Consider the following 25987-nt stretch of genomic DNA (forward strand, 5'->3'; position numbering starts at 1 on the left):
TGCTCTCCGCTCAGTAGGTGTGGTCGAGGCCGTCCGTCGGCGCGGCCGGGACCGGCGGCACGAACGGCTTGACGTCATACCTGATGGGGTCGTCGTGGTTGATCGGGAACTTCGTGGGCATCGTGCCGGTCGCTCGCGCGTAGGCGCAGGCCACCGCCGCCATCGACGCCGCGACGCCCGCCTCGCCCGCGCCCCCCGGCTGCTCGGCTTCCGAGGGCACGACCACCACCTCGAACTCGGGCGGCACATTCCACTGCCGGGTGTAGAAGTAGTTGTCCCAGCTCGCCTCCAGGAAGTGGCCGTCGCGCAGGTGGAGGCTGCTCGTGAGTGCCAGCGCGAGGCCGTCGGAGAACCCGCCCATCATCTGGGCCTCCAGGCCCCGGGGGTTGATCACGAGGCCCGCGTCGACGGCGAAGACAGCCCTGGTGACCCGGGGCCCGGTGACGCCGTCCCGCACCGTGCGGTTCACGGTCTCGGGGCGGCAGTCGATCTCGACCAGGCAGGCGGTCGCGCCCTTGTACTCCTTGTGGATCGCGATGCCCTGAGCCGTCCCCTTCGGCATCGAGCGTCCCCAGTGCCCGACCTCGGCCACCTTCTCGAGCACGGCGCGCACCCGCTTCGACCGGAGGAACTCCAGGCGGAAGGCCAGCGGATCCTTGCCCATCGCCCGGGCGAGCTGGTCGACCACGAGCTCGTTGGCGCAGCGCACGTCGGGCGAGTAGATGTTGCGCATGCTGCCGGTGTTGAAGCGCCGGTCGGTCTCGTTGAGCAGCTGGGTGACGACACCGAAGTTGTACGGCAGCTCCTGGGTCAGCGCGAAGATCGACTCCGAGAACCCGAGGTTGCCCAGCCCGGTGGGCAGCTCGGCGGCCATCGCCGTCAGCCGCTCCCCCAGCCCGTGACTGAAGTCGGTGCTGATGCTGGTGTGCCGCTGCTCGAACGACAGGACCTGTCCGGCCAGGTGCGTGGCACGGATCCGCGAGGTGCACATGGGGTGCACGCGACCCTGGCGTGGCTCGTCCGCCCGGTGCCACATCAGCCGCACCGGCTTGCCCATGGCACGCGAGATCCTGGCAGCCTCGATGGCGTGGTCGCCGAACAGCTTGTGCCCGAACGACCCACCGCCGGTCACGACGTTGACCCGGACGGCCGTCTGGGGCAGGCCGAGCGCGTCGGCGATGTTGCGCTGCGCCACGATCGGCGACTTCAACCCTGCCCAGACCTCGGCACGATCCTCGCGCACGTCGGCGATGGCGCAGAACGGCTCGAGGGCCGCGCTGCTGCGGAACATGAAGGTGAACCTCGCCTCGACCGTCCTGGCCAACAGCGGGACCCGGGGCACCGCCAGCGGCAGCTCGGCCTTCCTGAGCTTGGCCAGGATCGTCTGGTCCGACTCACCCTCGACGGGTCCTGGGTTCCAGTCGACCCGCATCGCCCGGATCGCCTCGATGCACTGGCCGAAGGTCTCCGCCCGCACGGCGATTCCGGTCGGCACCTTCGCGACGTCGGTGACACCCGGCATGGCGAGCACCTCGGCCTCGTTGAGCAGCGACCGGGGCGAGCCGTTCAGCGTCGGGGGCCGGCACACCATGGTGGGCAGGGCGTCGGGCACGTCGAGATCCATCGTGAACTTCTTGGCGCCGGTCACGATGTCACGGGCGTCGACCCGGTTGACCGGCTGGCCGATGACCGAGAAGCGGGAGCGCGGCTTGAGGTCGACCTGCACCTGCCGGGTGGTGGGGCTCGCCGCCTTCGCCGCCAGCTCGCCGTACGTCACGGAGCCGCCGTCGGGGGCCACGATGACGCCGCTCTTCGAGACGAGCAGTGCGACCGCCGAGCCCAGCTCGATCGCGGCCGCCTCGAGCAGGGCGCCCCTCGCGATCGCCGCAGCCACCCGCACGGGGGTGTACGTCGACACTGTGGTGTTGGAGCCGCCCGTGAGCTGGTTGAACAGCAGCTCGGGGCGGGCCGGCGCCAGCGTGACCGACACCTTGTCGACCGGCAGGTCCAGCTCCTCGGCGATGATCATCGCCGTCGAGGTCGTGATGCCCTGGCCGTTCTCCGAGCGCGGGAGCTCGAAGGAGGCCGTGCCGTCGGCGTTGACCGTGATCTTGATGAGGTTCGCCGTGGGGCGGGCAGCATCCGTCTGCAGGTCCTCGAGGTCATAGATCTCGGGAATCTGTGGGGCGCTGGGCACGGCCGCGATGGCCGGCGTGCCCAGCGCGAGGTCTGCGGCGGCAACCAGCGTGGTGCCGGCGACGACGTAACCCATGAAGCTCCGGCGGCTCAGCCCTGCGCGGGGGCCCTCGTCGGGGAGTGCGGAGTTCGGCATCGAGGTGGTCATGCGGTTCCCTTCGGCATCCGAGAAGTGCTCACTGGTCTCCAAACGAGTCTTCGGAGCGGGAGTGACGACGCCATGGCGTAGCGTCTCGCTGTATGGACGACCTGCTCGAAGCGGTGCCGATCCTGCGGATCTTCGACGTACAGAAGGCCAAGGATTTCTACGTCGGCTACCTCGGCTTCACGCTCGACTGGGAGCACCGGTTCGAGCCGAGTCTGCCGCTCTACGCGCAGGTCTCCCGCGGGGCCGTTCGCCTGCATCTGAGCGAGCACCACGGCGACGGCACGCCCGGCACGAGCATCCTGGTCGCCGTCGGCGACGCCCGCGGGCTCCACGCCGAGCTGCGCGCGCGTGACTACGACATGCTCCGGCCGGGCCTCGAGCACGAGGAGTGGGGTCTCGTCGTCACGGTGACCGACCCGTTCGGCAACTCCCTCCGCTTCCACGAGGCCACGGACGGCCGCGAGACGGAGCGGCTCGACCCCATCCGGCACGAGTTCGTCGTCGCCGGCACTCCCGAGAAGGCCTTCGAGCGCTTCACCGGCAGGTACGGCGAGTGGTGGGACGCGCAGCACACCCGGGACCCGGAGACCTACGAGGGCATGTCGGTCACCCCACGCGTCGGCGGCAGCGTCGCGCACCGGCACCGCGACAGCTCGCCGCACCCGATCGGAGAGGTGACCGCCTGGGAGCCGGGTGAGCACTTCGCGCAGACCTTCACCCTCGCGATCGACCCCGCGCACCCGACGACGCTCGACGTGCGCTTCGCCCCCGACCCGGCCGGCACCCGGGTGACCTTCGAGCACGGGGGCTGGACCGCCGCGACCGCCCACGCCCGCGCGAGGTTCGGCGACTGGCCGCACCTCCTGGCCCGCTACACCGCTCTGGACTGAGGAGACCCTGTGGACGCACACCTGTGGAACGAGAGGTACGCCGCGGCCGAGCTGGTCTGGTCGGCCGGACCCAACCAGTTCGTGGCGGCCGAGTGCGCGGACCTGTCGCCCGGCCGCGCGGTCGACCTGGCCGCCGGCGAGGGCCGCAACGCGATCTGGCTGGCCCAGCGGGGCTGGCGGGTGACGGCGGTCGACTTCTCGCAGGTCGGGCTCGACAAGGGTCGCCGGGTCGCCGAGGCCACCGACCTCGACGGCGGCGTCGAGTGGGTCTGCGCCGACGTCACGACCTGGTCGCCGGCCGAGCCCGTCGACCTGGTCGTGGTCGCCTACCTGCAGGTGCCGGAGCCCGACCGCCGCGCCGCGGTCACCTGGGCCGTCCGCTCTCTGAGTCCCGGCGGGACACTGCTGTGGGTCTCGCACGACTCCACCAACCTCACCGAGGGCACCGGCGGGCCGCAGGACGCCTCGGTGCTGTTGACGGCCGAGGACGTGCTGGCCGACGTCGCGGCCTCGGGCGTGGAGGTCGACGTCGTACGCGCGGAGCGGGTCGCCCGGGTCGTCGAGAGCGGCGACCACCGGGGCGAGGAGGAGCGTGTCGCGTGGGACGCGCTGGTGCGCGTCGTGCGGCGTGCTCTGGAGTCACCGGATATCCGGTGACTCCCGGGGTTCGAGGCCTCAGGGATGGGCACGAACCCCGCGACTCGCCCACGAAGGTCGCGCCAGCCCCGCCCTCAGCGATCGGCGCGACCCTGCCGGAGCCGCAGGGAGACGAGGTGAGCCCGCGCGGATCAGCCCGAGACTGGACTGACCCGTCGCGGACGGCGTACGGGCGTCTCGGATCCGAGATGGCATGTGAGAGCCGCCACTTCCCAGCGCGAGCCGCGGAGGCGTGGAATGGGCGGTGAGCAAAGGAGAACGCCATGACGCAGCCCCAGCGAGCCCTCACCGTCGAGCGCCGCTCGATCGACGTGATCCCCGCGAGCGAGCGGCACGGCTCGCCGATGAACCAGTTCACGCTCTGGATGAGCGCGAACCTCCAGATCACCGCGGTCGTCGACGGGGCGCTCGCCGTCGTGTTCGGCAACCAGGCGCTGTGGGCCATCGTCGGACTGCTGATCGGCAACCTCGCCGGCGGTGTCGTGATGGCGCTGCACTCGGCCCAGGGCCCGCGGCTCGGGCTGCCGCAGATGATCTCCAGCCGCGCGCAGTTCGGCGTGTACGGCGCCGCCCTCCCCCTCGTCCTCGTGATCGTGATGTACCTCGGCTTCACCGCCACCGGCACGGTGCTCTCGGGCCAGGCGATCAACGCGCTGCTCGGAGTGGACGCCCCGGAGATCGGCATCGCGATCTTCGTGGTGCTCGTGGGCATCATCGCGACGTTCGGCTACGAGCTGATCCACCTCGTGGGGAGGGTGGCCACCGTCATCGGCATCGTCGGGCTCGGCTACCTCGCCATCCGGCTCTTCACCCAGCACGACGTCGGAGCCGCCTTCGCCGACAACGCCTTCGGCGCCGCACCGTTCCTCCTCGCCGTCGCGCTCGGCGCAGGCTGGCAGCTCACCTACGGCCCGTACGTCGCGGACTACTCGCGCTACCTGCCCGAGGACACGCCCGAGCGCAGCGTCTTCGGCGCGACGTACGCCGGCACGGTCATCGGCTCGCAGCTCTCGATGACCCTCGGCGTGCTGGTCGCCGCGGTGGCCGGCGACGCGTTCCTGCCCAACCAGGTCGAGTGGCTCGGCGACCTCGCCGGCCCGGCGCTGCTGGCCGGTCTGGTCTACATCGTCATCGTCGTCGGGAAGCTCACCGTCACCACGCTCAACGCCTACGGCAGCTTCATGTGCGCGGCGACGATCGTCACCGGCTTCACCGGACGCCAGGCGCTGGGCAAGTCGGCCCGCGCGGTGTTCGTGAGCGTGATGCTGCTCGTCGCGGCGGTGATCGCCCTGGCCGCCAGCGCCGACTTCCTCGATAACTTCAAGAACTTCGTGCTTCTCCTGCTGATGGTCTTCACGCCGTGGTCGGCGATCAACCTGACCGACTACTACCTGGTGTCGAAGGAACGCGTCGACATCCCCGCGCTCTACGACCCCCATGGTCGCTACGGCCGCTGGAACGCCGTCGCCATCACGACGTACGTCGGCGGCGTGCTGGTGCAGATCCCGTTCCTGGCTCAATCGCTCTACACCGGCCCGATCACCAAGCAGCTGGGCGGCGCCGACATCTCCTGGATCGTGGGCCTGCTGCTCCCGGCGCTCGTCTACTACGTCTGGGCGAGCCGCAACCCACGAGCACCCGAGGCGATGGTGCGTCCCGAGGCGGTGCAGATCGCCGGCGGGTGACCGCCGACGGAAGGTCAGCGCCCGTCGTCGCGATCTCCCAGCTCGAGCGTCTGGCCCCGTGACACCGGACGGATGATCGACGCGAGGCCGTCGGCCTCGGCCGCCCGCAGGAATGCCCTGAGGGGCGACCGGAAGACCCGGTAGTCGTCGTAGTGCACGGGCACGGCCTCGCGCGGCTGCGTCCGGCGCAGGAAGTCGACGCCCTGGGCTGCGTCCATCGTGACCGTGTGGAAGAGGACCCGGGTGCCGCCCAGGTGCACCACGGCCACGTCGAGGTCGGGATGCCGCCCGGCGATCTCGTCGACGTGCGACCCGGTGAGTGTGTCGCCGCTGACGTAGACCCGGCGGCGTACGTCGTCGGCCACGCGGTGGGTGAGCAGCGAGCCCATCACCGGCGGGAGGAGGACGCCCATCAGCCCTCGGGCGTGGACGGCGGGCAGCGCCTCGATGGTGAGTGTCTCGTTGCCGCGCCGCAGCGTCTCGCTGGCCCACGTGTCGAGGCCGCGCGCATCGAACCCCCAGCGGGCCAGGCGGCGGGCCGCGTGGAGGGTGGTCATCACGGGTTGCCCTCTCGAGAGGCCGGCGCGAGCAGCCCGGTCGAAGTGGTCGCCGTGCAGGTGCGAGAGCACCACCGCGTCGAGCGCTGGAAGGTCGGCGGGCTGCAGCGCGGGCTCCGTGAGGCGACGTGACCAGAGACCCTTGCCCAGGTAGGCGCGTTGGCCGCGATGCAGGAAGTTGGGGTCGGTCAGCAGGGTGAACGCCCCGAGGCGCATCAGCGTGGTCGCGGTGCCGCCGAACGTCAGGGTGTCCATTCCGGGGGGTACCCGCGCCGCCGGGGACCACACCGGCGGGCAGCCCCGGGCTACGGCTGCTTGTCGACCGGGTCGTCGCCGTACAGGCCGGAGTCCTTCGCGGCCTGCGCCCTGCGCAGGTGCTTGACCAGGCTGAACGAGAGCACCACCACGGCGGCGATGAGCAGCAGGAAGATGACGAACGCGGTCCACCCGGCCTTGACGTCCTTGGCCTCGGGCGTCTTGTCGGTGAGGGACAGCGTGATCATCAGCAGGTCGAGCATGGGACCAGTCTCTCAGGCGGGGTCGGTGATGCCGGCGAACAGGTCGTCCTCCGGCACCTCGGAGGCGACGTGGCTCACCACGAGCTCGAAGTCCTCGGTCGGCCAGACGTCCTCCTGGATCTCGCGCGGGATCGCGAACCACATGCCGTCGGGGTCGATCTGGGTGGCGTGCGCCAGCAGCGCCTGGTCGCGTACGCCGAACCACTCGGCACACGGGACGCGGGTGGTGATCCGGTCGTCCCACTCGGGCTCTCGCTCCCAGGTGGCGAGCCGCTCCTCGTAGGGCGACTCGAGGTCGTGCTCCAGCATCGCGTCGTGCAGCGCCTTGGTCTTCGCCCAGCTCCAGCCGTGGTGGTAGTAGAGCTTGAGCGGCTGCCACGGCTCGCCCGCGTCGGGATAGCGCTCCGGGTCGCCCGCGGCGTCGAACGCCTCGACCGAGATCTCGTGGCACTTGATGTGGTCGGGGTGCGGGTAGCCACCGCGCTCGTCGTAGGTGGTGAGGACGTGCGGCCGGAAGGAGCGGATCAGTCGCACGAGCGGCTCCGCCGCCTCCTCCAGGGGCACCGTCGCGAAGCAGCCCTCGGGCAGCGGCGGCGGCGGGTCGCCCTCGGGCCAGCCGGAGTCGACGAAGCCCAGCCAGTCCTGGCGGATGCCGAGGATGTCGCGCGCCCGCTCCATCTCCTGGCGGCGCACCTCGGAGATGTTGGCCAGGATGTCGGGGCGGTCCATCTTCGGGTTGAGGATCGACCCACGCTCACCACCCGTGCAGGTCGCGACGTGCACGTCGACCCCCTGGGCGACGTACATCGCGGTCGAGGCAGCGCCCTTGCTCGACTCGTCGTCGGGATGGGCGTGCACGTGCATCAGGCGGAGGCCCTCGGGGCGGTCAGGCATGGCGCGAGTCTAGGTGGGACGATTCTGGGGTGACGTCCCAGGCCGACCTTGCCGACCGGTACGGCGCGCCCACCCCGTGGCGGCGCCGGCTGCTGTGGGTCCTGGTCGGCTGCCTCGCCGTGGCGTGCCTCGGGTGGCTGGCCTGGACGGCGTGGTTCCACGCCACCCCCGACGTGCGCAGCGAGCTGGTCGGCTTCTCCGTCGAGTCCGCGCACGAGACGACCGCCGACGTCGACGTGTCGGTGGACGACGACGTGACCGCCTCCTGCACGGTCCGCGCCTACGCGGCCGACCACACCACCGTCGGCGAGCTGACGTTCACGCCGGCTTCGGGCCGCAACACGGTCTCGGTGCGCACCGAGCGGGAGGCGACGAGCATCGAGAACGTCGGGTGCACGGCGCCCGGCCAGCCCCGCCCGCGGTGAAGCCCCGAGGAGACGCAGGGCCGATTTGACCGTCTCGTTGCTAGACTGGTCGGGTAGTCCCACCCGCAGGGCCGCTCATCGCACGCGTGCGCTCCCGGAGCCCACGTCGAGCCCGGCGGGTTTTGCTTTGTCCCACAGGAGTGAACCCAATGACCCAGTCGACCGACCAGACGACCGTCTGGCTGACCCAGGACGCGCACGACAAGCTCGTGGCCGAGCTGGAGGACCTCAAGGGTCCCAAGCGCCAGGAGATCATCGACCGCATCAGTGCGGCGCGCGACGAGGGCGACCTCAAGGAGAACGGCGGCTACCACGCGGCCAAGGACGAGCAGGGCAAGCAGGAGGCCCGCATCCGTCAGCTCGAGGACATGCTCCGGCGCGCGGAGGTCGGTGAGACCCCGCCCGACGACGGTGTCGTGGAGCCCGGCATGGTGGTGACCTACCGCTTCGTCGGCGACGACGAGACCGAGACCTTCCTGCTCGGCGCGCGCGAGATCGAGGACGAGTCGATCCCGACGTTCTCCCCGCAGTCCCCGCTCGGAGCGGCGATCCTCGGCTCCACCAAGGGCGACACCGTCAAGTACTCCGCACCCAACGGCAAGAAGATGCAGGTCGAGATCGTCGACGCGAAGCCGTACACCGGCTGAGGCACTTCCACGACGGGCCGTCACTCCTCAGGGAGTGGCGGCCTGTTGTCGTCTCGGTCGTCTCGGTCGTCTCGGCCGTCTCGTGCGGGGCGTTCCGGCGTACCTACTCGTAGACGCGGTAGCCGTGCTCGCGCAGCCGGGCCTTCACCTGCTCGGCGTGCGGCTCGCCGCGCGTCTCGAGCTGGAGGCTGACCTCGACCTCGTCGAGGTCGAGGCTGGCCGAGATGCGCTCGTGCGCCACCTCGAGCACGTTCGCGCCCGCCTCGCTGACCTGGGTGAGCAGGCTGGCCAGGCCACCGGGAGCGTCGGGGATGCAGACCCGCAGGTAGAGGTAGCGGCCGGCGCTGGCCAGGCCGTGCCGAATCACCTTGCCGAGCAGCAGCGGGTCGATGTTGCCGCCGGAGAGCACGGCGACCGCCGGGGTCGCCCATCGGGTCGGGTCGTCCAGCATCGCGGCCACGGCCGCGGCCCCGGCCGGCTCGACGACCATCTTGGCCCGCTCCACCAGGGCGAGCAACGCGCGCGAGAGCGACTCCTCGGAGACCGTGACGATCTCGTCGACGTGGTCGCGCACCGCCGCGAACGTGATCTCGCCGGGGCAGCCCACCGCGATGCCGTCGGCCATCGTCTTCATCGACGTCAGCGGAACGGGTGCTCCGTCGCGCAGGGAGTCGGGGAAGGCGGCGGCCCCCTCGGCCTGGACGCCGATAATCGTCACGTCGGGGCGCTTCGCCTTGATCGCGATCGCGATGCCGGCGAGCAGCCCACCGCCGCCGGTCGGCACGAGCACGGTGCGCACGTCGGGCGCCTGCTCGAGGATCTCGAGGCCGGCGGTGCCCTGCCCGGCCACGATGTCGACGTGATCGAAGGGGTGGATCAGGGTGGCTCCGGTCTCGGCGGCGAACGCCCGGGCCGCGACGAGCGCGTCCTCGAGGTAGCGGCCGTGGAACACTACGTCGGCGCCGTACGCGCGGGTCGCCTTCTCCTTGGGGATCGGCGCTCCCTCGGGCATAAACACGGTGCTCTTGATGCCCAGCGTGGTCGCCGCGAGCGCGACGCCCTGCGCGTGGTTGCCGGCCGAGGCCGCGACGACGCCGTGCGCGCGCTCTTCGGGGGTGAGCCGGGAGATGCGCACGTAGGCGCCGCGGATCTTGAAGGAGCCGGTGCGCTGGAGGTTCTCGCACTTGAGGTCGACGCGGCCGCCGACGAGCGCGGAGAGCCAGCGCGACTCCTCCATCGGCGTCACGACGGCGATCTGGGCGAGGGTCGTACGCGCTGACTCGATGTCGGCGAGCGTGCACTCGCTCGTCGGGTCAGTGCGCTGCGGGGTCACCCTCGACCTCCTCCTCGGCCTCGCCGGCCTCATCGTCTGTGTCGTCTGCGTCCCCTGCGTCGTCGCCCGGATCATCCTCGTCGGGGTCGTCAGCCAGCGGTGGCACGTCGGGCTCGGCCTTCGAGCCGGACGCCAGGTGCTGCACGACGGCGTTGCCGGCGGCCGCGAGCGGCACCGCGATGAGCGCACCGGCGATCCCCGCGACGATCACCCCGCACGCGATCGCGACGATCACGCCGAGCGGGTGGAGGGACACGAAGCGGCCCATCAGGAACGGCTGCAGGACGTGACCCTCGATCTGCTGGACCAGGACCACCCCGCCGAGCATCAGCAGGGCCGTCAAGGGTCCCTGGTCGACCAGCGCCACGAGCACGGCGACGGTGCCGGCCACCGTGGCACCGACCATCGGGATGAAGGAGCCGAGGAAGACGAGCACGCCGATGGCGAGCACGAAGGGCACGCCGAGGACCGCCGCGACGATCATGATGCCGGCGGCGTCGACGAGAGCGACGAGGACTGTGGCTCTCACGAACTGCGTCAGGGAGATCCAGGCGACCCGGCCCGAGCCGTCGACGTGCTCGCGGGCCGCGCGCGGCGCGATGCGGACGATCCAGCTCCAGATGCGGTCGCCGTCGGCCAGGAAGAAGTAGGTCGAGAACAAGATGATGAAGAAGCCCGCCGCGACATGGCCGAGCGCGGTTCCGAACTCGGTGACCTGGCCGACGAACTCACCGTCGCGCGTCCGCTCGGAGATCTGGCGCTGAGCCTCGTCGATGTAGTCGTTGATCTGGCTGTCCGAGGCGTTGAGCGGACCGTCGCGCAGCCACGCCTTGATCTCGTCGAGGCCCTTGACGACCTGCTCGGCGAGATCGGAGGCGCCGTTGGCGACCTGTTGCCCCGCGAAGGTCAGGAGCAGTGCCACGAAGGCGATGCCGCTGATGACCACCAAGAGGCTGGCGAGCCCGCGGGGCAGGCCGATCGAGACGAGCCCCCGCACGATCGGCGAGACCAGCGCGGTGATGAGCAGGGCGATGACCAGCGGCAGCGTGACGAGGCCGAAGGTGCCCAGGGTCCGGGCGATCAGGTAGCCCGCTCCCGCGATCACGAGGAATCGCCAGCCCCAGGCCGCGGCGAGGTCGAGACCCCACGGCACCTGGGCCCGGCTGTAGTTTGAGGGGCCCGTCGCGATCGGCGCCGGCCGGGAGCGTCGCTCGGCGCGCAGGAGGGCCAGCTGCGAGGTGAGCTGCTGGGTCAGCCGGTCGGCGAGTCGGTCGTCGTCGGATCGTGCCGGACGCGGCGCGCGTCCCGGGAGGCGGAACCTGGGTTCCTCGTTGGTCACGTCGTCAGGCTACAAGTCGGGGCCCTCGACGAGGCGGCGGACCAGCCGGTACGCCGCCTCCGGATGCGTGCCCACGAGCAGCCCTGCGGCCGCGAGCACGTAGTCGTGGTCCACGACGGTGCGCGGCGCCCTCGGCAGCTGCCAGGCACCGTCGATCTCGGCGCCCGTGGATCCGGCGAAGACCCGCTGGGCCACCCCGGGGCGGCCGTTGCGCAGTACACCGCCCGATCCGACCAGCAGGTCGACCTCGCGCAGGTCCTTGCCGGTGCGTTCGACCACCCGTCCCTCCGGGCTGACCACGACCTTGCTGCGGCCGGCGTGCCGCCGCAGGGCCAGGCCGATCGCGGCTCGGGCCAGCGCCTCGTCCTCGTCGGCCTCCGCGTCGTCGGCGGGAAGGAACCCCGGGTCGCCCTGCCTGCGCGCGGCCGCCTCGACGAGCTCGACGAGTCCGGCCTCGGCGGCGGTGGTCACGGCGGACCAGCGCATGCCGAGATCGCCCTCGACGGTGCGCGTCACGGGCGTGTCGGCCACCACCTCCCGACCCAGGCCGGCGTCCTCGGGGTCGAGCTCGACGACGCTGTGCACGTCGGTCGTGGCGCCACCCACGTCGACGACCACGACGTCGCCGGCGCCGGGCCGCTCCTCGTCGAGGCCGCGCGCCAGCAGCTCCACGCCGGTGAGCACCACGTCGGGTGTGGCGCCGGTGACCATCGACACGAAGTCGGCGCGGGCGGAGAGGTGCTTGCCGCCGATGACGTGGGCCAGGAAGACCTCGCGGATCGCCGCCCGGGCGGAGTCGGGGGCGAGCACACCGATGCGGGGCACGACGTTGTCGGCCAGCACGTGGGGCACTCCCCCGAAGGCCAGGATCGCCGCGACCTCTTCCTGCGCGTCGGCGTTGCCCGCGACCACCACAGGTCCGGTCCAGCCGGACTCCACCAGCTCGTGCGCGCATCCCAGGAGCACCTCGGCGTTGCCCCCGTCGGTGCCACCCGTCAGCAGCACCACGTCGGGCCGGGCCGTCTGCAGCACTCCGGACCACGACCCGGCCCCGGCCGGACGGACGGAGCCGGAGAGCACGGCGACCACCTTGCCGCCGCTCGAGAGAGCGACCCGACGGCCGGCCTCGGCGGTGACCAGCTCCTCGTTGCCGACGACGGCGATGCGCAGCCCGCCGCCGGCCGACGAGCACGCCAGCACGCCGGCAGTGGCCGCGCGGTCATCCTGCTCGAGCAGTCGCGCCAGGCACGCGTCGTACCCGTCCAGGACGTCGGTGTCGATCGTGGTGGGGTGCGAGGCGGCGGCGACGATGCGCCCCTCGACGAGGTCTACGAGCCCGGCCTTCGTGAACGTCGACCCGAAGTCGACGCAGACGACGGCCTGCGTCACAAGACGATCCAGAGGGTCGCCACGACCAGGCAGACCATGATCGCGCAGGCGAGCAGGTGCACCGCCGGGTTCGCCGGCAGCGGGTCGCCACGTCGGATGGCGTGGTCGACGGCTCGGAAGCGGAAGTAGCCGCCGACGGCCGCGACCGCACCCGCGATCAGCAGCGCCACCGCGAGCAGCATGGAGCCGGCCCCGTCGATGAGATGCACGACGGCGACGGCGGCGGCGACCAGCCCGATGGTGGTGCGTTCGTAGGCCAGGAGCGTGCGCTCGTTGGCAAGGGTGAAGCGGTAGTCCGGCTCAATCACAGCAGACCTCTCAGGCCAGGGAACGGTCGAGATCGGCGAGCAGGTCGTCGACCGACTCGATGCCGACACTGAGCCGGATCAGGTCGGCAGGCACCTCGAGGTCGGTGCCCGCGACCGAGGCGTGCGTCATCCGGCCCGGATGCTCGATGAGCGACTCGACGCCGCCCAGGGACTCACCGAGCGTGAAGACCTCGGCCGCCGCGCAGACGTCGAGCGCGTGCTGCTCACCGCCGGTCACCCGGAAGCTGACGATGCCACCGAAGCGCTTCATCTGCTTCGCGGCGACGGCGTGGCCCGGGTGCTCCTCGAGACCGGGGTAGATCACCTGCACGACCTTCTCGTGGCCGGTCAGGAACTCCACGACCTTCTCGGCGTTGTCGCAGTGCCGGTCCATCCGGACGCCCAGGGTCTTGAGCCCACGGTGGGTGAGGAACGCGTCGAAGGGGCCGGCGACCGCACCCATGGAGTTCTGGTGGAAGGCGACCTTCTCGGCGACGTCGAGGTCGCGGACCACGAGGGCGCCACCGACGACGTCGGAGTGGCCGCCGCAGTACTTGGTGGTGGAGTGCACCACGATGTCGGCGCCCAGCGTCAGCGGCTGCTGGAGGTACGGCGAGGCGAAGGTGTTGTCGACGACCAGCAGGGCACCGGCGTCGTGGGCCACCGAGGCGAGCGCCTCGATGTCGCCGATGTTGAGCATCGGGTTGGTGGGCGTCTCGACCCACAGCAGCTTGGTCTGGCCCGGCCGGATCGCCGCGCGCATGGCGTCCACGTCGGAGACGGGCGCCGGGCTGTGCTCGAGGCCCCAGACCTGCTCGACCTTGTCGAAGAGGCGGTAGGTGCCGCCGTACGCGTCGTCGGGGATGACGACGTGGTCGCCGGGCCGGCACAGGGCGCGGACCAGGGTGTCCTCGGCGGCCAGCCCGGAGGCGAAGGCGAAGCCGCGCTCACCCTCCTCCAGCGCCGCGATGACGCCCTCCAGGGCGGTGCGGGTGGGGTTGGCCGAGCGGCTGTACTCGTAGCCCCCGCGCATCCCGCCCACGCCGTCCTGCTTGTACGTGCTGGTCGCGTAGATCGGCGGGATCACCGCGCCCGTCGTGGGATCGGGCTCGTAGCCGGCGTGGATCGCACGCGTGTCGAAGCCGGACTTGCTGCGGTGCTGCTGTTCGCTCACCTGCCGAGCCTAAGGGCAGGGCTCTGCGGCGCCCACTCGGTGCCGTTACTGAGGGGGAACATCCGGGCCCGCCGTACGGTTGAGGACAGAGCACGAGAACCATCCTCGACGACGGGAGAACGCATGTTCGGCCGCACCAAGACCACGCTTCCCAGCCCCGACGAGGCCCTGCGCGGGCGCGAGACGCGCGCGTTCGACGTCCCCGAGCGACACGTCGTGCTCGACGCCCCGGTCATCACCGACGTGGTGCCTGACGGCATGGAGGTCGCCGTCTTCGGCCTCGGCTGCTTCTGGGGCGCCGAGGAGATCTACTGGCAGGTGCCTGGCGTGTGGTCCACCTCGGTGGGCTACGCCGGCGGCATCACGCCGAACCCGTCGTACGACGAGGTCTGCTCCGGCCGCACCGGCCACACCGAGGCCGTGCGCATCGTGTTCGACCCGACCGTGGTGTCCTTCGCCGACCTGGTCAAGAGGTTCTTCGAGATCCACGACCCCACCCAGGGGATGCGCCAGGGCAACGACGTCGGCACGCAGTACCGCTCGGCGATCTACTACACCACCCCCGAGCAGGAGCAGACCGCCCGCGAGCTCACCAAGGTGTACGGCGACGAGCTGGCCCGCCGCCAGCTCGGTGCCATCACCACGGAGATCCGGCCCGCGGCGGAGACGCCGTACTACTACGCCGAGGACCAGCACCAGCAGTACCTCGCCAAGAACCCGATGGGCTACCGCTGCCACGCCAACACCGGCGTGCGCTTCCCGGCGACCGCCTGACTCACGGCCCGGCCGGGTGACGCCTCACGGCTCGACCGTGCGGATCACCCGAGCCGGGTTGCCGACCGCGACGACGTCGGCCGGCAGGTCCCTGGTGACGACGGCGCCGGCGCCGACGACGCTGTTGGCGCCGATGCTGACGCCGGGGAGCACGATCGCGCCGCCACCCAGCCAGACGTTGTCACCGATGGTGATCGGCGCCGCGGACTCCCACTTGTCGCGCCGGGCCTGCGCGGCGACGGGGTGGGTCGGCGTCAGCAGCTGGACGTTCGGCCCGATCTGCACGTCGTCGCCGATGGTGATGGCAGCGACGTCGAGGGCCACCAGACCGTAGTTGACAAAGCAGCGCGCCCCGATCGTGAGGTGCGAGCCGAAGTCGACGTGCAGGGGCGACCGGATCAGCGTGTCGGCACCGACGGAGCCCAGCAGCTCCTCCAGCACCTGCCGGCGCAGCGGGCCCTGCCGCGAGCTCGTCGCGTTGTAGGCGGCCATCAGGTCGCGGGCGCGGTGGCTGGCCTCGGCGAGCTCGGGGTCGTCGGGGACGTAGAGGTCGCCCGCGAGCATGCGCTCGCGCATCGTGCGTTCGTCCTGGGGTGACCGGCCCGTCATGGCCCACACCCTAGGAGCCGCTGTTGTGCGGCGACGACCGGTCGTCGAGACTCCTGCCATGTCTCACACGTGGCTGACCGTGGTCGAGGACGCCCTCGGCCGTGTCGATGAGAACCTCACCGCGACCCTCGACGGGCTCGACGCCGACGCCCTGACCCACCGGCCGGGACCGGACGCCAACCCGATCGGCTGGCTGGCCTGGCACCTCACCCGGGTGCTGGACGACCACCTGGCCGCCCTGGCCGGGAGCCCCCAGGTGTGGGAGGAGTGGCGCGACCGGTTCGGCCTGCCGTACTCGCGCCGGGCGACCGGCTACGGCCAGACCAGCGCGCAGGTCGGCGCGTTCCGGGCCGGCGCCGACGACCTCATCGGCTATTGGACGGCGACGTGGGAGCGCGGCCGGGAGATCCTGCACGACCTCGCGGACGACGACCCCGAGCGGGTCGTGGACGACGCCTGGGACCCGCCGGTCACCCTGTCGGCCCGCTTGGTCAGCCTGATCGACGAGGGCGCACAGCACGTCGGTCAGATGGGCTACGTCCGAGGGCTCATCGGAGCCTGACGGCACGGGCGCACGACCCCGGGACCGGCCCGAATGCGCCCGGCGCCTGCCGCGGATAGGACATGATGGCGCCCGTGAGACCCAGCCGCCACGCATGGACCGCCCTCGGCGGCTGCCTGGCTCTAATCTTCTTCTCCTACACCTACAACGACAACGTCGTGATCAGCCTGCACGGCATGAACGTGTGGAGCGCGCTCGCCGACGGCCGGATCCTGGACTTCTACGCGTACAACGACGGCGTCTCGCCGCCCGACACGGGCTTCCACGCGGTGCCGATCGTCTACGGCTTCGCCACCTTCTCCGTCATCGCGATCTGGAACCTTCCGCTGTGGCTGCTGCAGGAGGTCGCCGGCGTCAACGTCTTCACGTCCGTCCTGGCTCTCGGGTGGATGAAGGCCATCAACGTGCCCTTCGCACTGGGCTGCGCCTGGCTCGTGCAACGCATCTCGCTCCGCCTGGCACCGGCCTCGCGATGGGCGCCCTGGGCGGGGTTCGTCGTGCTCTCGTCGGGCTTCTTGGTGAGTGCGGTGTTCGTGATGGGCCAGTTCGACGCCATCCACGCGTTCTTCACCATGCTGGGGCTGTACTTCCTCGTGCAGGGACGCCGTCGCGCCTTCGTGGTGGCCTTCGCGGTCGCGCTCGCCATCAAGTGGTTCCCGCTCTTCGTCTTCCTGCCCGTCCTGCTCCTCGTCGAGAAGCGCCCGTCGCGCATCCTGCTGTCCCTGGCGGGTGCCCTCAGCCTGGTGGTCGCCTTCAAGCTCCCGTTCCTCTTCGCCGACAACCCGAGCGCCGAGGTCGGCTCCTCGCTCATGGCGGCCATGGTGCAGGACAACCGCCTGCCGTTGGGCCTCGAAGGTGTCCCGGTCTTCCCGGTGCTCTTCGCTCTCGTCTGCATCGCCTGCTACGTACGCCGACCGGCCAGCCTCCCCGAGATGCACCGGACCGCCGTCTACGCGGCCTTCGCCGGCGTGGCCGCGTTCTTCGTGAGCGCGCCCGCCTACCCGTACTGGTTCGCCCTGATCTGTCCCCTCTTCGCCGTGATGTGGGCGATCGACCCGGCGCGGGCGAGGGTCAACCTGCTCATCGAGACGGGGCTCACCGCCGCCATGCTCGTGCTGCACCAGATCCACTTCTACTGGACCTACGACCTCGGCATCGTGAGCCCGATGATCCTTCCGAGGGTCTTCGGGTCGGTGGAGTCGCTGGTCCAGCCGCTCGACGCGCTCGGCGTCTACACCCGCCTGGGCGTCGTCGAGTACCGCGCACTGCTCGCCGCGGTCTTCACCGCCGGCATGGTCGCCCTGCTGGTCCTCAACCGACCACGGTCCGACGCCGACCTCGTGGTCGCCTCGGAGGAGGACAACACCGTCGACCGGACCCTGGTCTACGGCCGCGCCGCCGTCACGGTGGGCCTCATGCTGGTCCCGGCGGCGGCGTACTTCTACGCGCTCCTCGCGCACGGCCGCACCGGCTGACGCCGTTCTCACCAGCCATCCCGGATGATGGAGCCATGACCGACCTCCCGCGCAAGGCCTTCTCCCGGGGAGCGAGGCTGGCCGCCCTCCCCCTGGGGTACGCCGGCCGGTCGGCGCTGGGCATGGGCAAGCGGCTCGGCGGCAGGCCCGCGGAGGTGGTGCTGACCGAGATCCAGCAGCGCACCGCGGAGCAGCTCTTCCGCACGCTGGGCGAGCTCAAGGGCGGGGCGATGAAGTTCGGCCAGGCCCTGTCGGTCCTGGAGGCGGCGTTCCCCGAGGAGCTCGTCGCGCCGTACCGGGAGCAGCTGGTCAAGCTGCAGGACTCCGCTCCCCCGATGCCGACCCAGACGGTGCGCGACCAGATCGAGTCGTCGCTCGGCCCGGGCTGGCGCAAGCAGCTGGTCTGGCTCGACGGCGGCCAGGCCGCGGCGGCGTCGATCGGGCAGGTGCACCGAGGGCGCTGGCACGACGGGCGCGAGGTGGCCGTCAAGGTGCAGTACCCCGGCGCCGGCCAGGCGCTGATGAGCGACCTGCGCCAGCTCGCCCGGGTGGCGCGGGGCGTGGCCCCGGTGTTCCCGGGCATCGACATCAAGCCGCTGGTCGCCGAGCTCCAGGCCCGGGCGGCCGACGAGCTCGACTACCCGCTCGAGGGGGAGGCGCAGGCCGCGTTCGCCGAGGCCTTCCGCGACGACCCGGACATCGTCGTGCCGGACGTCGTGTACGCCGGCCCGGTGGTCCTCGTCAGCGAGTGGCTGGAGTCGCCGGGCTCGCTGGCCGCGGTCATCGCCGACGGCACCCGCGCAGAGCGCGACCACTACGGCGAACTGCTCGCCCGCTTCCTCTTCTCCGGCCCGGCGCGCACCGGCATGCTGCACGCCGACCCGCACCCCGGGAACTTCCGGCCCATCCCGAACGACGACGGCTCCCCCGGCGCCCTGGGCGTCCTCGACTTCGGCGCCGTGGCCCGGCTGCCCGACCGTCAGCTCCCGTCCGCGATGGGGACCCTGCTGCGCGTCGCCGCCGAGTCGGACCCGGCCGAGCTCGTCGCGGGACTACGCAGGGAGGGCTTCATCAAGGAGGGCATCCGGGTCGAGCCCGAGCTGGTGCGCGACTACCTCGCGCCGTTCGTCGAGCCCACCCGGACCGAGACGTTCCGCTTCACCCGCGACTGGATGCGCACGCAGTTCGAGCGGATCAACGACCCGAGCCAGCCGTCGTTCGCCATCGCGACCAAGCTGAACCTGCCCACGTCGTACCTGCTGATCCACCGCACCTGGCTGGGCGGCATTGGCCTGCTCAGTCAGCTGGAGGCGGAGGCGCCGTTCCGGGCGATCCTCGAGGAGCACCTGCCCGGCTTCGCGGGCTGAGGGGTCAGCCGACCCAGTAGCCGCGACCGCCGAACCAGTCGCGGTAGTTGGCTGCGCCCGACGACGGCGCCCTCGACCCGAGGTAGGAGCCCACGACGGCGGCCCCCAGGTCGTCGAGCTCGGGCGCCACGACCCGACCGTCGACCCGCTTGGCCATCGAGTCGACGAAGCGGGCCAGTCCCGGATCCTCGCCGAGCCGGAAGAACGTGACCTGCGCGCCCAGCCGGCCGGCGTTGTCGAGCTCCCGGACGGCGTAGGCGATGGTCAGCGGGTGCGGCGGGTAGTCGAAGTAGACCTCGCCGTGCGGCTCGAGGTGCGACGTCGGCTCCCCGTCGGTGACGATCAGGAGCACCGGCTGGGCGTTGGGGTGCTTGCGGAAGTGCCGGTTGGCCAGCAGCAGCGCGTGGTGGAGGTTGGTGCCCTTGTCCCAGCGGGCGTCGAGCGCGGTGAGCTCCTCGATCTCCATCGTGCGCGCCGCGCGGCCGAAGGAGATCAGCTGGAGGTCGTCGCCACGGAACCGGCTGCGAATCAGCTGGTGCAGCGCGAGCGCGGTGCGCTTCATCGGCACCCACCGGCCGTCCATCGCCATCGAGAACGACGTGTCGACCAGGAGGGCCACCGCCGCCTGGGTGCGGGCCTCGGTCTCCTGCACCTCGACGTCGTCGATGTGGATGCGGACGCCGGGGCCGCTCGGGCGCCCGCGCTCACCCGACGTACGCCGCACGGCGTTGCCGATGGTCCGGGGCACGTCCCACGGCTCGGTGTCGCCGAACTCCCAGGCACGTGAGGCACCCGAGCGCTCGCCGGCGGCGCCCGCCTCGCGCACGTCGCGCTGGCCCTGCCGCGAGGAGAGCCGGGTGGCGACGTCGCGCAGCAGCGCGCGGCCGAGCTCGCGCATCGCTTTTGGACTGAGCCGCAGCTCGCCGTCGGACCCGCGCTTGAGATAGCCCGACTCGCGCAGCGCCTTCTCCAGCTCCGCGAGGGTGCGGGCGTCGACCGCGGCGTCGTCGCCGAGCTGGCGGGCGAGCAGGTCGAGGTCGACGTCGTCCATCCGGGCGCCGCCGTAGGACTGGGAGAGCTGCTCGGCCAGCGCATCGAGGTCGGCGACGTCCTGCAGCACGCCGGTGCCGTCGCCGAGGCCCAGCCCCTGGTCGCCGCCGAACTCCTCGGAGCCGCCCCAGTCCTCGCCAGGTCGGAGGGCGCGCAGGTTGTCGTCCATCCGCGACAGCTGCTCCATCAGCTCCGGCGAGCCGAAGGCCTGCTGCGAGAGCTGCATCAGCTCTGCCCGCTGCTCGGCGGTCATCGAGTTGAGCATCCGTTGGGCGGCGGCGCTCCGGGCCGCCAGCGCGTCCATCAGCTCGTCGATGGTCTGCGGGTCCTCGGGGAAGAAGTCGCCGTGCCTGTCCATGAACTCGCGGAAGTCCTCGTCGGTATCGTCGCCGAGCCGATGCTTCTCCAGCAGCTCGTTGAGGTCGCTCAGCATCTCGTTGATGGCGGCGCGGTCCTCCTCGGTCGCACCCTCGAGCGCCTGCTTCATGCCCGCGAACCGCTGATCGAGGACCTCGCGCCCGAGCAGGTCCTTGATCTGCTCGTAGGCCTCGCGGGCCTCCTGGCTCTGCCAGTCGTACGACGACAGCTCGCTCACCGCGGCCGCGGTCGACGGCGGCAGCCCCTCGAGCTGCATCTCGCGGAAGGCCCGGTCGCCGTCGTCCATCGTCACGTCGCGGGCCAGCTGCTTGCGCTCCTCGAGCACCGCCTTGTCCAGCAGCTCGCGGACCTCCTGCAGGGTGCCGTCGAGGTTGTGCCTGGCCAGCAGCTCGCGCCGCTTCTCGGCCACCCGCCGGGCCAGGTCGTCGAGACCGGTCTGGCCCTGGCCACCGCGCCGCAGGAACTCCTGCATCGCCCGCTCGGGCGAGTAGCCGGCCATCACGTCCTGCCCGATCGCGTCGAGCGCCTCGGCCAGGTCGACGGGCGGCGCCAGCGGGTCGCCGCCGTCGTACCGGCGGTAGCGGCTCATGGTCGCCTCCGCTGGCCGGGCTGGCGGGGCTGGCGGGGCCGGTCGGCGTACGTCGCGGCGGTGCTTGAGCCACATTCTCCGCCCGGCAGAACGTGGCTCATGCACCGCTGGCGGGGCCGGCGGGGCCGGCCGGGCCGGCCGGGCTGGCCGGCGTACGTCGCGGCGGTGCGTGAGCCACATTCTCCGCCCTGCAGAACGTGGCTCACGCACCGCTGGCGGGGCCGGCCCGGGCGCAGCGGTGGGTCAGCCACAGTCTCGGCCTCACCGAAGGTGGCTGATGCACCGCTGGCGGGGTGCACCTCAGCCATAGACCGTCTCCGAGCCGTCGCTGTCCTTGCCCACCTTGCGGGCCAGGAACAGTCCCTCCATCGCGAGCTCGATGGCGGCGGCCCGGGTGCCGTCGTCGGTGGCCCCGAGGCGCTCGCACACGTCGTCGTACAGCTCGGCCTCGCCCAGCACGGGCAGGCCGGTGAGGAAGTCGCGGGCGGTCACGTGCTCTCCGGTGGTGACCATCGAGCCGGCCTCGATCGCGTCGACCAGCAGCGCGAAGTCGAGGCCGCGGAAGTGCTGGCGCACCGTCTCGGCGGTCGCCGTGCGCAGGAGGTGGGTGAGCGTCTCGCGCTCACGCCCCTCCTCACCGGTCTCGAACTCGACCTTGCCGCCGAGCACCTCGACGGCCGTCTCCAGGTCCACGACCCGAGCCACCGCGTGCTCCTCGCCGTGCATCGTCGCGCGGCGCAGCGCGGCCGCGGCGACCGTCTCCGCGCCGGCGATGGCGAACCGGGCGCTGACCCCCGAGCGCTGGTCGACGGCGTTCGACTCGCGCAGGCCGCGGGTGAAGCGAGCGAGGATCTCCACCAGGTGGTCGGGCACCTCCGCCACCAGCGAGGCCTCCTGCCGGATCACCGCGATCTCGGCGTCGAGCTCGGCCGGGTAGTGGGTGCGGATCTCGGCACCGAACCGGTCCTTGAGCGGGGTGATGATCCGGCCGCGGTTGGTGTAGTCCTCCGGGTTGGCGCTGGCGAGCACGAGGGTGTCGATGGGCAGCCGCAGCACGTAGCCACGGATCTGGATGTCGCGCTCCTCCATCACGTTCAGCATCGCCACCTGGATCCGCTCGGCCAGGTCGGGCAGCTCGTTGATCGCGACGATGCCACGGTGGCTGCGCGGGATCAGACCGAAGTGGATCGTCTCGGGGTCGCCGAGCATCCGGCCCTCGGCGACCTTCATCGGGTCGACGTCGCCGATCAGGTCGGCCACCGAGGTGTCCGGCGTGGCCAGCTTCTCGGCGTACCTCTCGTCACGGTGCCGCCACGAGACCGGCAGCTGGTCGCCCAGCTCGATCGCCCGTCGCTGCGACTCGTGGGTGATCGGGTCGTAGGGGTGCTCGCCGAGCTCGGAGCCGGCGATCACCGGCGTCCACTCGTCGAGGAGCCCGGCGATGGTGCGCAGCAGCCGGGTCTTGCCCTGCCCGCGCTCACCGAGGAGTACGACGTCGTGGCCGGCGAGCAGTGCCCGCTCGACCTGTGGGATGACGGTGTCCGCGAAGCCGTGCAGGCCGGGCCACGGGTCGTCGCCGGCGGCCAGCTTGGCCAGGAGGTTGTCGCGGATCTCGTCGCGCAGGGACTTCTGCTCGTGCCCGGACGCGCGCAGCTCGCCCAGGTTGTTGATGATGGGGGCGTTGGTCACCTCTCCAAACTACTCAGCCGGACAATCGCGGTCACCCGGCCGTGGTCGTCGTGCCGACGTCCGACGCAGGATTCGTGGTAGGACGGATGCTGGCCAGAGTGGCTGAATGTTGAACAACAGGAGATCGTCCATGGCACTCGGGTTCCTGGACCGCGACCACACCATCGCCCCGCCCGGCTTCAACCGCTGGCTCATCCCGCCGGCCGCGCTCGCCGTGCACCTGTGCATCGGGCAGGCCTACGCCACCAGCGTCTACAAGGCCTCGCTGGTCGAGCACTTCGACTCCAGCCTCACCGCGATCGGCGTCATCTTCTCGATCGCCATCGTGATGCTCGGCCTGTCGGCGGCGGTCTTCGGCACCTGGGTGGACTCCGGTGGTCCGCGCCGGGCGATGTTCACCGCCGCGTGCTGCTGGGCGACCGGATTCCTGGTCGGCGCGCTCGGCATCAGCACCGACCAGCTGTGGCTGGTCTACCTCGGCTACGGCGTCATCGGCGGCATCGGCCTCGGCATCGGCTACATCTCGCCGGTCTCGACGCTCATCAAGTGGTTCCCCGACCGCCCCGGCCTCGCGACCGGGATGGCGATCATGGGATTCGGCGGCGGGGCGATGATCGCCAGCCCGCTGTCGTCGAAGCTGCTCAGCGTCTACGACGACGCGTACGACGCCGCCACCGGGATCGCCTCGGGCTCCGCCGTCTCACAGCTCTTCGTCACCCTGGCCGTCGGCTACTTCGTCGTGATGATGTTCGGCGCCTTCCTCGTCCGCGTGCCCTCCGACGGGTGGAAGCCGCACGGCTGGGACGGCTCGAAGGTGAAGCAGAGGTCCATGATCACGCGCGAGAACGTCTCGGCGAACAACGCCATCCGCACGCCGCAGTTCTGGCTCCTCTGGGTCGTGCTGTTCTGCAACGTCACGGCCGGCATCGGCATCCTCGAGCAGGCCGCGCCGATGATCCAGGACTTCTTCCGCGACGGCGCCGACTCGTCGGTCGCTGCCGCCTCGGCCGCGGGCTTCGTCGGCCTGCTGTCGCTGTGCAACATGGGCGGGCGGTTCCTCTGGAGCTCGACCTCCGACGTCATCGGCCGCAAGCCGATCTACATGGTCTACCTCGGGCTGGGCATCGTCCTCTACGTCACGCTGGCTCTGGGTGGCAGCTCGTCGGTGGTGCTGTTCGCCTTCCTGGCCGGCGTGATCATCAGCTTCTACGGCGGAGGCTTCTCCACCGTGCCGGCCTACCTCCGCGACCTCTTCGGCACCTACCAGGTGGGCGCGATCCACGGTCGGCTGCTCACCGCCTGGGCGGCGGCCGGGGTGGCCGGGCCGCTCATCATCAACGGCTTCCTCGACGCCCGGGGCGAGCCGGGGGCGCTGGTCGCCGACGACTACCGTCCGGCGCTGCTGACGATGGTCGCGATCCTGGTGGTGGGCTTCGTGGCCAACCTCCTGATCCGGCCGGTGGCCGACAGGTTCCACGAGCCCGAGGGGTCGGAGACCGCACTGACCGCCGACCAGGTGGAGGCCGACGCCGCGTACGACGTCCCTGCGCGTCGTACGCCGCTGCTGGCGGTCGCCTGGCTGGTGGTCGGCATCCCGCTTGCCTACGGCGTCTACGAGACGGTGGTGAAGGCGGCTGACCTGTTCAGCTGAGGTCGAGGTACATCACGTGCAGCCCGACGTACCCGTGCGCCGGTGACCTGAACGCCCCGGGCACGGTGCCGACGATCTCGAAGCCGAGCTGCTGCCAGAGGTGCACGGCGGCGAGGTTGGTCTCGACGACGGCGTTGAACTGGATGCCGCGGAAGCCCTGGTCGCGGTGCCACTGGACGACGTACTCACCGAGGCGGCGTCCGACGCCGCGACCGCGCGCGGCCGGGGAGACCATGAAGGACGCGGTGCCGACGTGGTCGCCGTTCGCGGGGCGGTTGGGGCCCATCTTGGCGCTGCCGAGCACGACGCCGTCCTCCTCGAGGACGACGGTGAGACCGGGTGGCCGCTCCATCCAGAGGTCGCGCGCCTGGTCGGAGGTCAGGTCGGTCGGAAAGGCGTAGGTCTCGCCCTCGTCGACGATGGCGGCGAAGAAGGGGTGGATCTGCGACCAGTCGGCCTCGGTGGCCGGGCGGATCGTCACAGGTCGGTCTTCTGGTCGATCGCCTCCCGGATCAGGTCGGCGTGGCCGGCGTGCCGGGCGTACTCCTCGATCAGGTGGACCAGGATCCAGCGGAGGCTGGCGGACTGCCCCTTGTGCCGCTGCCGCGTGGCGAGCTGGTCGAGGTCGCCGGCGGCCAGCGCGTCGTCGAGGGTCCGGTTGGATCGGGCAACCTCCTGCTCGTGCCACGCGAGCAGCTGGTCCGGGCTGTCATGGGCGGCGGAGTGCCAGTCCCAGTCCTCGTCGGCGTCCCAGTCGACGTCCGCCCAGAGACCCTGTGCCTCGTCGCCGAGGAAGACGATGGTGAACCACCACTGCTCGACGAACGTCAGGTGCTTGAGCATCCCGCCGAGAGTCAACGGCGAGGTGGGCAGCGCGGTGGCGAGCTGCTGCTGGGTCAGCCCCGCCGCCTGGCGCCGTACCGTCACCCGGAAGTAGTCGAGGAAGCTCCGCAGCATCGTGACCTCGTCGGCGGAGTACGGCGGGCTGGTGCGCTCGAGGCTCATGCGCGTCACCGTAGGGGCTGGCGTGGTCGGCGCACCAACGGGTTTGCCGGCCGAGCCTCACGGGGCATCCCGTCGCTTCGCGGGGGTTGCAACCCCCGTGAAGCGTTGCGATCCCCGGGTACCCGGGGATCACGACGACTCAGCCAGCTCCTTCAACCTCAGGAGCTGCCTGCGCATCATCGGCACGTCGCCCCACAGCAGCGCGGTCTGGTGCAGCGCCGCCAGCCGGTTCGTCGGCCGGACGAGGTGGAGATCGCCCCGCAGGGCGGTGGCGCCGTCGGGCAGCGGGGTGACGGAGTACGTGATGGTGAGCCGGCCGAAGAGGCGCACGGCCCGGGGCTTCGACATCTCGAGCACGAGACGCTCGCCGGGTGAGACGGACAGGACGGTGAAGATGGTCAGCACGCGCATGCCGGGGGTGTACTCCGGCAGTCTCGGCGTGAGCGCACGCGGGCTCCGCCGGCCGCGGTTGTCGAGCAGGTCATAGCTGTACGGCGCCACCTGGAGCTGCCGCAGCCACAGCCACACGGTCGGCACCGGGGCCTCGACCCGGACGCCGCGCGCCGCGACCGGGCCGTCGTACCCCGGAGGCGCCGGGGCTGGATGCGTCCCGGCGAGGTCGCCCCACTCCCATGGCAGGCCGGGCGGTGAGCTCACCCGGCCAGCGTAGGAGTCGGC

The 25987-nt window shown here is 71.3% G+C and carries 25 protein-coding genes; 10 read left to right on the forward strand and 15 right to left on the reverse strand.

Annotated elements, in window-relative coordinates; all coding sequences use genetic code 11:
- Positions 1-10: 10 nt before the first annotated feature.
- Positions 11-2344 (reverse strand): molybdopterin cofactor-binding domain-containing protein, encoded by a 2334-nt coding sequence (locus tag ACP7BP_RS01420; RefSeq protein ID WP_426241781.1) that lies wholly within the window; start codon positions 2342-2344, stop codon positions 11-13.
- Between the two features lie 92 nt (positions 2345-2436).
- Between ACP7BP_RS01420 and ACP7BP_RS01425 the strand changes: the two genes are divergently transcribed.
- The 3 genes from ACP7BP_RS01425 to ACP7BP_RS01435 all read left to right on the forward strand — a co-directional run bounded on the left by ACP7BP_RS01425 (position 2437) and on the right by ACP7BP_RS01435 (position 5576).
- Entirely contained in the window at positions 2437-3234 is a 798-nt protein-coding gene (locus tag ACP7BP_RS01425) for a glyoxalase superfamily protein (RefSeq protein WP_426241783.1), read from the forward strand.
- A gap of 9 nt (positions 3235-3243) precedes the next feature.
- Positions 3244-3891, forward strand: coding sequence for an SAM-dependent methyltransferase (locus tag ACP7BP_RS01430; RefSeq protein WP_426241785.1), 648 nt, complete (start codon positions 3244-3246; stop codon positions 3889-3891).
- 263 nt (positions 3892-4154) lie between these two features.
- Positions 4155-5576: a purine-cytosine permease family protein gene (locus ACP7BP_RS01435; protein ID WP_426241786.1), complete on the forward strand. Its 1422-nt coding sequence runs from the start codon at positions 4155-4157 to the stop codon at positions 5574-5576.
- Between the two features lie 14 nt (positions 5577-5590).
- Here the strand turns inward: ACP7BP_RS01435 and ACP7BP_RS01440 are convergent, their stop codons facing one another.
- The 3 genes from ACP7BP_RS01440 to mca are packed head-to-tail and all read right to left on the reverse strand — an operon-like array spanning position 5591 to position 7545.
- On the reverse strand, positions 5591-6388 hold the full coding sequence (locus ACP7BP_RS01440) for an MBL fold metallo-hydrolase (RefSeq protein ID WP_426241788.1): 798 nt from the start codon (positions 6386-6388) through the stop codon (positions 5591-5593).
- A gap of 50 nt (positions 6389-6438) precedes the next feature.
- Positions 6439-6651 carry a hypothetical protein gene (locus ACP7BP_RS01445; protein WP_426241790.1) on the reverse strand — a complete coding sequence of 71 codons (213 nt, stop codon included), beginning with the start codon at positions 6649-6651 and terminating at the stop codon, positions 6439-6441.
- A 12-nt stretch (positions 6652-6663) separates the two neighbouring features.
- Positions 6664-7545 (reverse strand): mycothiol conjugate amidase Mca, encoded by an 882-nt coding sequence (gene mca / locus ACP7BP_RS01450; protein WP_426241792.1) that lies wholly within the window; start codon positions 7543-7545, stop codon positions 6664-6666.
- Between the two features lie 29 nt (positions 7546-7574).
- Between mca and ACP7BP_RS01455 the strand changes: the two genes are divergently transcribed.
- Both ACP7BP_RS01455 and greA read left to right on the forward strand, forming a co-directional pair.
- Entirely contained in the window at positions 7575-7970 is a 396-nt protein-coding gene (locus ACP7BP_RS01455) for a DUF4307 domain-containing protein (protein WP_426241794.1), read from the forward strand.
- A gap of 149 nt (positions 7971-8119) precedes the next feature.
- On the forward strand, positions 8120-8617 hold the full coding sequence (gene greA, locus ACP7BP_RS01460; RefSeq protein ID WP_426241796.1) for a transcription elongation factor GreA: 498 nt from the start codon (positions 8120-8122) through the stop codon (positions 8615-8617).
- A 103-nt stretch (positions 8618-8720) separates the two neighbouring features.
- On the opposite strand, the gene ilvA is transcribed toward greA, so the two are convergent.
- From ilvA to ACP7BP_RS01485, 5 genes are read right to left on the reverse strand one after another with little or no spacing between them, the layout of a single operon-like run.
- Positions 8721-9950, reverse strand: coding sequence for a threonine ammonia-lyase (ilvA, locus tag ACP7BP_RS01465; RefSeq protein WP_426241798.1), 1230 nt, complete (start codon positions 9948-9950; stop codon positions 8721-8723).
- Positions 9931-11289 (reverse strand): AI-2E family transporter, encoded by a 1359-nt coding sequence (locus ACP7BP_RS01470; RefSeq protein ID WP_426241800.1) that lies wholly within the window; start codon positions 11287-11289, stop codon positions 9931-9933. The genes ilvA and ACP7BP_RS01470 overlap by 20 nt, the downstream gene beginning before the upstream one ends.
- A 9-nt stretch (positions 11290-11298) precedes the next feature.
- The gene (locus tag ACP7BP_RS01475; RefSeq protein ID WP_426241802.1) at positions 11299-12678 is read right to left on the reverse strand and encodes a glutamate mutase L; all 1380 of its coding nucleotides are present in this window, start codon (positions 12676-12678) and stop codon (positions 11299-11301) included.
- Positions 12675-12986, reverse strand: coding sequence for a YidH family protein (locus ACP7BP_RS01480; protein WP_426241804.1), 312 nt, complete (start codon positions 12984-12986; stop codon positions 12675-12677). The genes ACP7BP_RS01475 and ACP7BP_RS01480 overlap by 4 nt, the downstream gene beginning before the upstream one ends.
- A 10-nt stretch (positions 12987-12996) precedes the next feature.
- The gene (locus tag ACP7BP_RS01485) at positions 12997-14160 is read right to left on the reverse strand and encodes a cystathionine gamma-synthase (protein ID WP_426241805.1); all 1164 of its coding nucleotides are present in this window, start codon (positions 14158-14160) and stop codon (positions 12997-12999) included.
- 123 nt (positions 14161-14283) lie between these two features.
- Here ACP7BP_RS01485 and msrA point away from each other — a divergent pair, with 123 nt between their 5' ends.
- A complete protein-coding gene (gene msrA, locus ACP7BP_RS01490) occupies positions 14284-14934 on the forward strand; it encodes a peptide-methionine (S)-S-oxide reductase MsrA (protein WP_426241807.1) in 651 nt (216 codons plus the stop codon).
- Positions 14935-14958: 24 nt separating this feature from the next.
- Here the strand turns inward: msrA and ACP7BP_RS01495 are convergent, their stop codons facing one another.
- A complete protein-coding gene (locus ACP7BP_RS01495) occupies positions 14959-15543 on the reverse strand; it encodes a sugar O-acetyltransferase (protein WP_426241808.1) in 585 nt (194 codons plus the stop codon).
- 58 nt (positions 15544-15601) lie between these two features.
- Between ACP7BP_RS01495 and ACP7BP_RS01500 the strand changes: the two genes are divergently transcribed.
- The 3 genes from ACP7BP_RS01500 (at position 15602) to ACP7BP_RS01510 (ending at position 18947) form a co-directional block, all read left to right on the forward strand.
- On the forward strand, positions 15602-16105 hold the full coding sequence (locus ACP7BP_RS01500; protein ID WP_426241810.1) for a mycothiol transferase: 504 nt from the start codon (positions 15602-15604) through the stop codon (positions 16103-16105).
- 74 nt (positions 16106-16179) lie between these two features.
- Complete coding sequence (locus ACP7BP_RS01505) at positions 16180-17580, forward strand: hypothetical protein (RefSeq protein ID WP_426241812.1); 1401 nt, start codon at positions 16180-16182, stop codon at positions 17578-17580.
- 35 nt (positions 17581-17615) lie between these two features.
- Complete coding sequence (locus ACP7BP_RS01510; RefSeq protein WP_426241813.1) at positions 17616-18947, forward strand: ABC1 kinase family protein; 1332 nt, start codon at positions 17616-17618, stop codon at positions 18945-18947.
- 4 nt (positions 18948-18951) lie between these two features.
- Here the strand turns inward: ACP7BP_RS01510 and ACP7BP_RS01515 are convergent, their stop codons facing one another.
- On the reverse strand, positions 18952-20964 hold the full coding sequence (locus ACP7BP_RS01515; protein ID WP_426241815.1) for a vWA domain-containing protein: 2013 nt from the start codon (positions 20962-20964) through the stop codon (positions 18952-18954).
- Between the two features lie 300 nt (positions 20965-21264).
- Positions 21265-22653 carry a magnesium chelatase gene (locus tag ACP7BP_RS01520; RefSeq protein WP_426241817.1) on the reverse strand — a complete coding sequence of 463 codons (1389 nt, stop codon included), beginning with the start codon at positions 22651-22653 and terminating at the stop codon, positions 21265-21267.
- Between the two features lie 130 nt (positions 22654-22783).
- Here ACP7BP_RS01520 and ACP7BP_RS01525 point away from each other — a divergent pair, with 130 nt between their 5' ends.
- On the forward strand, positions 22784-24304 hold the full coding sequence (locus tag ACP7BP_RS01525) for an OFA family MFS transporter (protein ID WP_426241819.1): 1521 nt from the start codon (positions 22784-22786) through the stop codon (positions 24302-24304).
- Here the strand turns inward: ACP7BP_RS01525 and ACP7BP_RS01530 are convergent.
- The 3 genes from ACP7BP_RS01530 to ACP7BP_RS01540 form a co-directional block, all read right to left on the reverse strand.
- A complete protein-coding gene (locus ACP7BP_RS01530) occupies positions 24297-24785 on the reverse strand; it encodes a GNAT family N-acetyltransferase (protein WP_426241821.1) in 489 nt (162 codons plus the stop codon). The genes ACP7BP_RS01525 and ACP7BP_RS01530 overlap by 8 nt on opposite strands.
- A complete protein-coding gene (locus ACP7BP_RS01535) occupies positions 24782-25309 on the reverse strand; it encodes a DinB family protein (protein ID WP_426241823.1) in 528 nt (175 codons plus the stop codon). The genes ACP7BP_RS01530 and ACP7BP_RS01535 overlap by 4 nt, the downstream gene beginning before the upstream one ends.
- A gap of 129 nt (positions 25310-25438) precedes the next feature.
- Positions 25439-25966: a hypothetical protein gene (locus ACP7BP_RS01540; protein ID WP_426241825.1), complete on the reverse strand. Its 528-nt coding sequence runs from the start codon at positions 25964-25966 to the stop codon at positions 25439-25441.
- Positions 25967-25987 lie beyond the last annotated feature (21 nt).

Origin of the sequence: Nocardioides sp. LHG3406-4 (genome assembly GCF_049897745.1) — a bacterium.
Taxonomy (GTDB): Bacteria; Actinomycetota; Actinomycetes; order Propionibacteriales; family Nocardioidaceae; genus Nocardioides.

Coding starts and splice junctions, on each gene's coding strand:
- ACP7BP_RS01420 (WP_426241781.1), bottom strand. CDS start 2,344: ATGACCACCTCGATGCCGAACTCCGCACTCCCCGACGAGGGCCCCCGC.
- ACP7BP_RS01425 (WP_426241783.1), top strand. CDS start 2,437: ATGGACGACCTGCTCGAAGCGGTGCCGATCCTGCGGATCTTCGACGTA.
- ACP7BP_RS01435 (WP_426241786.1), top strand. CDS start 4,155: ATGACGCAGCCCCAGCGAGCCCTCACCGTCGAGCGCCGCTCGATCGAC.
- ACP7BP_RS01440 (WP_426241788.1), bottom strand. CDS start 6,388: ATGGACACCCTGACGTTCGGCGGCACCGCGACCACGCTGATGCGCCTC.
- ACP7BP_RS01445 (WP_426241790.1), bottom strand. CDS start 6,651: ATGCTCGACCTGCTGATGATCACGCTGTCCCTCACCGACAAGACGCCC.
- mca (WP_426241792.1), bottom strand. CDS start 7,545: ATGCCTGACCGCCCCGAGGGCCTCCGCCTGATGCACGTGCACGCCCAT.
- greA (WP_426241796.1), top strand. CDS start 8,120: ATGACCCAGTCGACCGACCAGACGACCGTCTGGCTGACCCAGGACGCG.
- msrA (WP_426241807.1), top strand. CDS start 14,284: ATGTTCGGCCGCACCAAGACCACGCTTCCCAGCCCCGACGAGGCCCTG.
- ACP7BP_RS01495 (WP_426241808.1), bottom strand. CDS start 15,543: ATGACGGGCCGGTCACCCCAGGACGAACGCACGATGCGCGAGCGCATG.
- ACP7BP_RS01500 (WP_426241810.1), top strand. CDS start 15,602: ATGTCTCACACGTGGCTGACCGTGGTCGAGGACGCCCTCGGCCGTGTC.
- ACP7BP_RS01510 (WP_426241813.1), top strand. CDS start 17,616: ATGACCGACCTCCCGCGCAAGGCCTTCTCCCGGGGAGCGAGGCTGGCC.
- ACP7BP_RS01515 (WP_426241815.1), bottom strand. CDS start 20,964: ATGAGCCGCTACCGCCGGTACGACGGCGGCGACCCGCTGGCGCCGCCC.
- ACP7BP_RS01525 (WP_426241819.1), top strand. CDS start 22,784: ATGGCACTCGGGTTCCTGGACCGCGACCACACCATCGCCCCGCCCGGC.
- ACP7BP_RS01535 (WP_426241823.1), bottom strand. CDS start 25,309: ATGAGCCTCGAGCGCACCAGCCCGCCGTACTCCGCCGACGAGGTCACG.